Here is an 8,678-nt window from a genome sequence, read left to right on the forward strand (position 1 = left end):
GTGGACGCGATCGAGCTTGGACGGCGGCGCGCCGCCGAGCTGCATGCCGCCGCAGTGGTGCGCGGGCTCGATCCCACGGATCCCTACGCCTTTGCGGTTGCGGTCGCGAAGGATCGCGGACTCGACGTCGACACGGCCAATCCGGGTGCTGCGGTCCTCGACAACGGCCGGGCGACGCTCATTCCCGAGGACGACCTCATCGTACACGAGAACGTCGGCTCGCCGTTCGAACAGGCTTTCCTCGTCGCACACGAGCTCGGCCACCACGAACTCGGCGATGCGAGCGCGCCGGCGACCGTCATCGAGGCCGATCCGGCACGCCCGTCGGAACCGTCGCCGACCGGTATCGACCGCGTGGTCGACTACGGCCGGCGCCAGCGCCGCGAGGTCCAGATGGACCTGTTTGGTCGCGAGTTGCTCATCCCACGGACACTTGTGCGGCGCCTGCACCTCGAGGAGGGGTTGACCGCTTCCGCGATCGCGGAACGGATGAACGCGCCGTTCGACACGGTCGCGCAACAGCTGTTCGACGCGCTCCTGCTCCCAGTGATCGAGCCCGACGAGAAAGTGCGGGCGGACAAGCCGCTCAACGCCGCCCAGGCCGTCGCCGCCGCGCACCGAGGCGGCCCTTACATCCTAGAAGCCGGTCCCGGCACGGGGAAGACGCAGACACTCACCGCCCGGGTCGTCGAGCTGCTCGACGAAGGCGTGGACCCCCGAAGGCTCCTCGTCCTCACCTACTCGAACAAGGCGGCCGGAGAGATGTCCGAGCGGATTGCCGACAAGCGGCCCGAACAGGCGGCAGCGATGTGGATCGGGACGTTCCATGCGTTCGGCCTCGACCTGATCCGCCGGCTCGGCCCGGAATTCTCGCTGTCCGGCGACCCCAGGCTGATGGACCGCGTCGAGGCGGTCGAGTTGCTCGAGGCTGAGTTTCCTCGGCTCGCGCTTGAACACTACCGGGACCTCTACGACCCGACGCGGCTCATCGGCGACATCCTGTCCGCCATCTCCCGCGCGAAAGACGAGGTCGTCGGTCCGGAGGACTACGCCCTTCGCGCCGAGGAAATGCGCGCCGCCGCAGGCGCGGAAGAGCCGAGACGCACGAACGCACTCAAGGCAGCCGAGGTGGCACGAATATATGCGGTCTACGAGCGGCTCAAGCGCGATTGCCAAGCGATCGACTTCGGCGACCTCGTCTCGCTCCCGGTCGAGCTGCTCGAGGCCCGACCCGACATCGCGGCGCAGATCGGCGGGCTTTACGACCACGTCCTCGTCGATGAATACCAGGACGTGAACCGCGCTAGCGTGCGGCTCTTGAAGGCCCTGCGCCCGACCGGTGAGAACCTGTGGGTGGTTGGCGACGCGCGGCAGTCGATCTACCGCTTCCGGGGCGCCTCCCCGATCAGCATGTCCCGGTTCGTGTCGGAGGACTTCCCGGGCGCCACGCCGGGCAGGCTCGAGGTGAACTACCGCTCCGTCGAGGAGGTCGTGAACGGCTATTCCGCGTTCGCTGTCCGGATGACGGCGGGCGGCGAGGATGCCGCGTTGCGCGCCGAACGCGGCCCGAACGGCCGTCCGATCGAACTCCGCCTGCGCACGAGCAAGGACGAGCAGCCTGTGCTGATCGCCGACGGCATCGACGAGATGCTCCGCTCCGGCATCGCCTACCGCGACCAGGCCGTGCTCTGCACCGGGAACGAGCGGTTGGGCGAAATCGCGCGGGACCTCGAGCGCATGGGTATCCCGGTGCTCTTCCTGGGCAGCCTCTTCGAGCGCGGGGAGGTAAAGGACCTCCTCTCCCTCCTCTCGCTGCTCGCCGACCGCCGTGCGATGGGGCTGGTCCGGACCGGCTGCCTGCCTGGTCTCGAATTGACGCTCGGCGACGTCGGCGCGGTACTGGAATTCCTTCGGGACGAGGAGCACGAGCCGCTAGAATGGCTGGCGGAGCGCGCAACCCTGCCGATCTCGCCAACCGGAGGCCTCGCGCTCGACGGCCTTGCCGCCGTCCTCGACGGCTTCGACGCCGACTCGCCGCCCTGGCGGACGCTGGCGACGATCATCCTCGACCGCACCCGCATCGCCGCGCGGATCGGAGAAGCCGGATCCGTTGCTGACCGGAGCCAGGGAATCGCGATTTGGCAGCTGATGAACTTCCTGCGCGTACAGCCCCGCACGCAGGGCCGCGCCGTGCCGAGGCTTCTGGACCGCATCCGCAGGCTGGTCGCAATCGGCGACGACCGAGACCTCCGGCAGTTGCCGGCCGCCGCACAGGGCCTCGATGCTGTGCGTTTGATGACAATCCACGGAGCAAAGGGCCTCGAGTTCTCCTGCGTCCATCTCCCCGGCCTCAACCAGGACACGCTTCCCAGCCCCGCCAAGTCGCCCCAGTGCCTGCCGCCGGAAGGCGTCATCGCGGGCATGACCGGCGACGTGAAGGAGGCGCTACGCGCCGGCGACGCAGAGGAGCGCGAATGCCTTTTCTACGTCGCGACCTCCCGCGCGCGCGACCGACTCATGCTCTACGCCGCGACCCATAAGTCCGACGGGAAGAGCCGGCCGCTGTCCGAATTCCTTGGGCGCCTCGGCCCCGGCGTGATCCGGAGCACGCCTGATCTCCTCCACACGCTCCCGCCCGCGCCCGAATGCGAGTCGATCCCGCTCGATATCGACGGACCCGTCCGCCTGCGGGACTCACAGATTGCGATGCTCGAAAAGGAGAAGTGCCGGCGGCGCTTCTTCTACACCCACGTGCTGGGCATCGGCGGTCGCCGGACCGAAACGGACTACATGCGCATGCACGAGGCGGCGCGCTCCGTCGTGCGCGCGATCGTCCGGGACAGCCTCGACGTCTCCGACGACGCCCGCCTCGCCGCTGCCGTCGGGTCGGCCTGCGACGACCACGGCCTCGAAGGTCCCGGAACGTTCGCCGAGCTCCGAGCTGCGGCCGTAGCGCTCGTCGCCACCTTCGTCCGCACGCGCGGGCCGCACACGCCCCTCACGCCCGAAACGCTGATCCTGCGCTTCGGCGGAGACGAGGTCCGCTACGGCGCAGACGACGTGCTTGTCGACGCACAGGGAAACTTCGTCCATCGTCGCGTCCGCACCGGGGTCTACCGCAAGTCGGACACCGAGGATTTGTCGGTCGCGGCGGCGCTGCTCGCCATCGCCGACAACGCGCCGGGCTCCGCCGCCGAGGTCGTGCACCTGACGGACGGCAGGGTGTCGCGGCTCGCCATGACACCCCTGGTCCTCGGCCGCCGCCGCGACGCGCTGCAGGTGGTCATCGGGCGGATCCGCGCCGGCGACTTCCCGACCGATCCCACCCAGCGCGTCTGCCCGCGCTGCCCGGCCTTCTTCGTCTGCGGCCCCGTCCCTGCCGGCACGCTGAGAAAAGAGTTCTGACGCCTTTCCGGTTGGTCGCCGGTCTTCCGATTATCCTTCCGTAGCCGGGAAACGGTCCGGCCAAACGAGAAGGAAAGAACTTATGGAAACACCCGAATTCGACGACGTCGGCGATGCGATCCGCGAGGGCCGCGCGCTGCGCCCGGCCAACGCCTACCGCATCCTGTTCGCGCTCGAGAACGTCGACTTCAGCCCCCTCGCGGTCGCCGATCCCATCCCCCTCGGCCGCCAGATCCTAGAGGCCGCCGGCCTCGAGCCGGAGCGCGGCTACAGCCTGTTCGCGATCGTCGGTAACGGCGACTTCGAGGACGTCCGGCTCAACGAGCCGTTCGACCTGCGCGGCGCCGGCGCCGAGCGCTTCATCGCGTTCCTCACCGATCGCGACTTCAAGTTCGAGGTCAACTCGCACGAGCAGCGCTGGGGCAAGCCCGTCATTAGCGGCCAGGTGCTCGCGGCGCTGGCTAAGCCCGGTCCGGACGAGGCTGTGTTCCTGGAGGTGCGCGGGGGCACCGACGTCCTCGTCGAGCCGGAGACGCTGATCGACCTCGGCGCGCCAGGCGTCGAGCGCTTCTTCACCGCTCCGCGCCCGCCGGTCGAGATCGAGATCATCGTCAACACCCGCGCGCGCCTTGTGCGCGGACCGACGGTGACCTTCGAGCAGATCGTCGAGCTGGCCTTCCCGGGTCCGCATGAGGCGAACGTCGTCTTCTCGATGACCTACCGCAAGGCGGCCTCGAAGCCGCACGCGGGCGAGCTGGGCGCCCACGGCGTCGTCACCATCAAGCAGGGGACCGTCTTCAATGTCACGCGTACTGTTCAGTCGTAACGCCGACCTCGCGAAGCTGCGCGAGGAAGGCTACTTCGTCCAGGTGGTGGGTGGGTTCCTCGTGATGCGCGAGGTTCCCTACGTCGACGCCGACCGCAAGGTCCGCCGAGGCACCCTCATCTCGAGTCTGGCGCTGGCGGGAGACCAGACCCGCCCGCCCGACACCCATGTCATCCATTTCGACGGGGACTATCCTTGTCTCGCCGACGGGACGCGCATCGCGCCGATCGCAAACCAGACGACGCACTTCGTCCTCGGCCACGGGCTGACGGCGGAGCACGCCTTCTCGAGCAAGCCGGAAGGGGGCTACCGCGACTACCACCACAAGATGACCACCTACGCCTCGATCCTGGCGGGACCAGCGGCGGCGCTCGATCCGACCGCCACCCCGCGCCCCTACCGCGCACTCGACGAGGAGGAGGACGCCGAAAGCGTGTTCAACTATGTCGAGACAGCGTCGGACCGGGTCGGCATCGGCGCGCTCACTGCCAAGCTTGCGGGGCACCGCGTGGCGATCATTGGGCTCGGGGGATCGGGAAGCTACATCCTCGACATGGTCGCCAAGACCCCTGTCGCCGAGGTCCGGATCTTCGATGCGGATGAGTTCCTCCAGCATAACGCCTTCCGCGCGCCGGGGGCGCCGAGCCTGGAGGAGCTGCGCGAGGCGCCGCTAAAGGTCGACCACTTCAAGGCTATCTACGCCCGCATGCATCGGGGGGTCACCGCGATCCCCGAGGCAGTCACGGCCGACAACCTCGACCTTCTCGACGGCATCGACTTCGCCTTCCTGAGCCTCGACGCAGGTGAGGCGAAGGCGGCTCTGGTCGCGCGGCTACACGAGCGCGGCGTGGCCTTCGTCGACATCGGAATGGGGCTCGAACTCGGCGACGACGGCCTCAGCGGCATCCTGCGGGTGACAACGAGCACGCCCGCTACGCGCGAGACGGTCGGCGCGCACGCGCGTATCCCGCTGGCCGGCGGCGGCGCGAAGGACGTCTACGCCTCGAACATACAGGTTGCCGACCTCAATGCGCTCAACGCAGTCATGGCGGTGATCAAGTGGAAGAAACTCTGCGGCTTCTACTGCGACCTCGAGCGCGAGCACCACTCGACCTACACGCTCGACGGCAACATGCTGCTCAACGAGGATCAGGCGTGATGCGCGACAAGGTCTTGGAGCATCGGTTCGTCGAAAGCTTCCCCGAGGTCCTCGAGCCGGGCGTTCTCTACGTTTCGTTCGAATACGGAAGTGTTGCGCACAGCTGCTGCTGCGGCTGCGGCGAAGAGGTCGTGACCCCGCTGACGCCGACCGACTGGAAGATTACCTACGATGGAGAGACGGTCACGCTGCACCCATCGGTCGGCAGCTGGACGCTTCCATGCCGGTCGCACTACGTAATCCGGCGCAACCGAGTGATCGAGGCCCCACCTTGGTCAGACGCGGAGGTCGCTGCAGAGCGACGCCGCGACCGCAGGGCGAAGGCGGCGCACTTTGGACTAGAAGCTCCCGAAGGCACCGAAGCTGCCCCCACTACCAAAAACCCAGAAGTCCTTCCTGCCGTTTCCGGATGGAGGGAACGGCTCTTCCGCTGGCTTAGAGGACCAAAAGCCTGACAAACCTATCGTTCTGCGGGTCCTCGAGATCCGCAGAACCTGGCTCCCATTCGGCCAAGCTAGCCACCATTTACACCGGTCAAGTGAACAAGTGCATTTGGATCGTCTACCATTGAGATCGAACGAGCAATATTCTGAAGCGTAGCTACGTAGATTTTGCGGAATCTTGGAAAGATTTATTCCAGCGTGAGCCGACATTCTCATAGAAGCATCGAAATGGCGTAAGCTAGTCGTAACCTGCCGAATAAAGCGGACGGTCTGCACCTTGGAAGCGAAAATGGATCGCTGAATGACCGGGAAGGGTCGTTTGCACAGCCGCGGCTCTTCCCACGCTCTTATTCGTCGGCAGGCGGTATGAAGGTTCCGAGGTAGATTTTGAGCAAGACCTGGTTTGTGAATGTCAGGGGCCGATCGTCCTTATGGAGATATTTGTCGTCATCCACGGTTCCGACGAGAGGCGAGTTCCAGCATTCACCACGCTCGATGCGTGAAAGCTGAGCGGCAGATACGCCCGACCAGGCTGCGACCTGCCGCAGTTTGTAACCTTTCTTTTTTCGCTCCTCTCTTAGATCCGCACCCATCCTATGGATTGTGGCCCCTCGCCGTGTTCCTAAATATGGACGCACGGGCCTAAGTGCTTGCTCTCCTTTGGGCAGCCGCACAGCCAATTCCTCGCCGTCGGTATTGAAATGGCCCTGCAGTGCGTCGAACGTGTCGGGACGCGGCCAGGTATTTCCGTTTTCAAGCCTAGCAAGGGCTGTGCGGGTAATCCCGATAGCGTCGGCGACTTCCTGCTGCGTTTCTCCGGTCTCCGCCCGAAGCTCCTTCAAGGCCTTTCCAAAACTGCTGTCAAAATGGCTCAGGCCTTCCGGCAAACGGAAGCGATACGGTCTGATTCCATCGGACATAAAAAATTTTAGCACCAATGTGTAGTTGATGCACGCCTGAAAATCGCCGTCCCAAAACCGGCTCATGGTCGGTAAGAAAGCCACAACGAAACTGGATCCGGCAGCGCAGCGAGCGCTGGCCGATCTTGTGCGCCTGCTCGCCAAACAGGCGGCGCAGGCCCATTGCGCTGAGCCCGTTGCCGACCCATCTTCGGGCAATCCCCACGAGAAGGACAGCGCATCATGCTCATGAAGTCCACCCCGCGTATCGTCTTGTACGGTCGCCATTCCACCAGCTTGCAGACGATCACGTCGAGCGAAGACCAGACGGCCTCCTGCATGAAGCTGGTCGATTATCTCAATGGCACGGTGGTCGCGACTTTCCATGATCCAGAAATGTCCGGCTACAAGCGCAACCGTCCTGGCCTCAAACAGCTGCTGCGCCTGATTGATGATGGCGAAGCCGACATGGTGGTATGCGAGTCTCTGGACCGACTGGCACGTGACGCGGAGGATGTCGCCTGGCTGGGGAAGAAGCTGGCCTATCACGGGGCAGAATTATACACTGTTTCGGAAAATCACGTCGACCAGGTAAAATTCGGTGTCGCCGCTTTGCTGGGCACCATCTTCCTCAAGAACCTCGTTGACAAAACGCTGCGCGGCATGGGCGCCGCCGTCGCAGCAGGTCGGATCGCCGGCGGCCGATCCTATGGGTATGACAGCAAGAAGATTTTTGATCAGGAAGGCGAACGGATCCGGGGATATTTGGATATCACACCAGCCAAAGCCGAGGTCGTGGAAAGGATTTACCGGGATTTCGCGAGCGGCCTTTCCTCCATCGATATCGCCACGGCGCTCAATCTTGAGGGTATTCCCGGCCCACGCGGCGGCGAATGGAATGCCTCGACCATCCGCGGCGATCCGAAGAAGCATACAGGCATATTGAATAACCCCCTCTATGTTGGTCGCCTGATCTGGGGCCGGCGCAAATGGCGCCGCAATCCCGACAGCGAGAATCGCGAACGGCGCTACAAGATGCGGGATCAGTCCGAATGGCTGGAAATCGACGTGCCAGAGCTGCGCATCATCGACGATGAACTATGGGAAGCGGTTCGCGCTGAGATGAGCCGTCGATCAATCTCCAACAAGCCCAGACAAGCTGAGACAGGTAAACCGGGCTCGCCTGCCGGCAAACCGCGCAAGAAGCATCTGCTCTCCGGTCTGATCAAATGCAGCCACTGCGGCTCGAACTATACGATCAGCGGCAAGGATTATTACCGCTGCGCCGGCCACAAGGAGCGAGGGACCTGCGGTAATACGCTCTCCGTCCGCAAGGGCGCGCTGGAGCATGCTGCCATAGCCGCGCTCCAGCAGCATCTTTTTACGGAGGAGCATGCGAAGATCTTTGCGGAGACCTTCAACCGAGAGGTGAGGAAGATCAGCGGCCATGAGATTGACCGGGAACGGATTGCGAGGAATCGTCTCGCAGTGATCGAGACAGAACTCGAAAGTTTGTCCGCCAATATGTTGGCCGGCGTGCTCAGCCCGACGTTGATCAAAATGCTGTCAGATCGTGAGGCGGAGAAGACAGAGTTGGAAATGCGCCTGACCCGTAGGGCGCCGGGGAAGCCAATCGCCGAGATACTCCCTCACCCGGAGTTGGTCCGCAAGTTCAAGGAGAAGATCGGTGCATTGCGCGAGACGCTTAATGACGAGAGCATCCACACGGAAGCGGCGGAGTTGATGGACAAGCTGATCGAGAGCGTGACCATTTACCCTGAAAGCGCGCATGGTCCGGAGGCGGAGATCGTCGCGAAGGTGGCGGATCTGGCGGTGTACGCCCTGAACGACAACGCGACCTGCAAAGGCAGCATATCGAGTTCTATGGCGGTGGTTGCGGGGGTAGGATTTGAACCTACGACCTTCAGGTTATGAGCCTGACGAGC

At 64.3% G+C, this 8,678-nt stretch carries 6 protein-coding genes; 5 read left to right on the forward strand and 1 reads right to left on the reverse strand.

Annotated features, from left to right (window positions below; all coding sequences use genetic code 11):
* From ACODRZ_RS24450 to ACODRZ_RS24465, 4 genes are all read left to right on the forward strand, one after another.
* Entirely contained in the window at window positions 1–3,405 is a 3,405-nt protein-coding gene (locus ACODRZ_RS24450; RefSeq protein WP_488973040.1) for a UvrD-helicase domain-containing protein, read from the forward strand.
* A gap of 82 nt (window positions 3,406–3,487) precedes the next feature.
* Window positions 3,488–4,231, forward strand: coding sequence for a multiubiquitin domain-containing protein (locus tag ACODRZ_RS24455; protein ID WP_488973041.1), 744 nt, complete (start codon window positions 3,488–3,490; stop codon window positions 4,229–4,231).
* Window positions 4,206–5,390, forward strand: coding sequence for a ThiF family adenylyltransferase (locus tag ACODRZ_RS24460; RefSeq protein ID WP_488973042.1), 1,185 nt, complete (start codon window positions 4,206–4,208; stop codon window positions 5,388–5,390). The genes ACODRZ_RS24455 and ACODRZ_RS24460 overlap by 26 nt, the downstream gene beginning before the upstream one ends.
* Window positions 5,390–5,845 carry a ubiquitination-like system serine protease family protein gene (locus ACODRZ_RS24465; RefSeq protein ID WP_488973043.1) on the forward strand — a complete coding sequence of 152 codons (456 nt, stop codon included), beginning with the start codon at window positions 5,390–5,392 and terminating at the stop codon, window positions 5,843–5,845. Before ACODRZ_RS24460 ends, ACODRZ_RS24465 begins: the two co-directional genes overlap by 1 nt.
* Before the next feature lie 335 nt (window positions 5,846–6,180).
* On the opposite strand, the gene ACODRZ_RS24470 is transcribed toward ACODRZ_RS24465, so the two are convergent.
* Window positions 6,181–6,837, reverse strand: coding sequence for a helix-turn-helix transcriptional regulator (locus ACODRZ_RS24470; RefSeq protein ID WP_488986282.1), 657 nt, complete (start codon window positions 6,835–6,837; stop codon window positions 6,181–6,183).
* Between the two features lie 138 nt (window positions 6,838–6,975).
* Between ACODRZ_RS24470 and ACODRZ_RS24475 the strand changes: the two genes are divergently transcribed.
* Window positions 6,976–8,667, forward strand: coding sequence for a recombinase family protein (locus ACODRZ_RS24475; protein ID WP_488986283.1), 1,692 nt, complete (start codon window positions 6,976–6,978; stop codon window positions 8,665–8,667).
* Window positions 8,668–8,678: the final 11 nt, after the last annotated feature.

Source organism: Novosphingobium sp. FG90 (assembly GCF_057808725.1).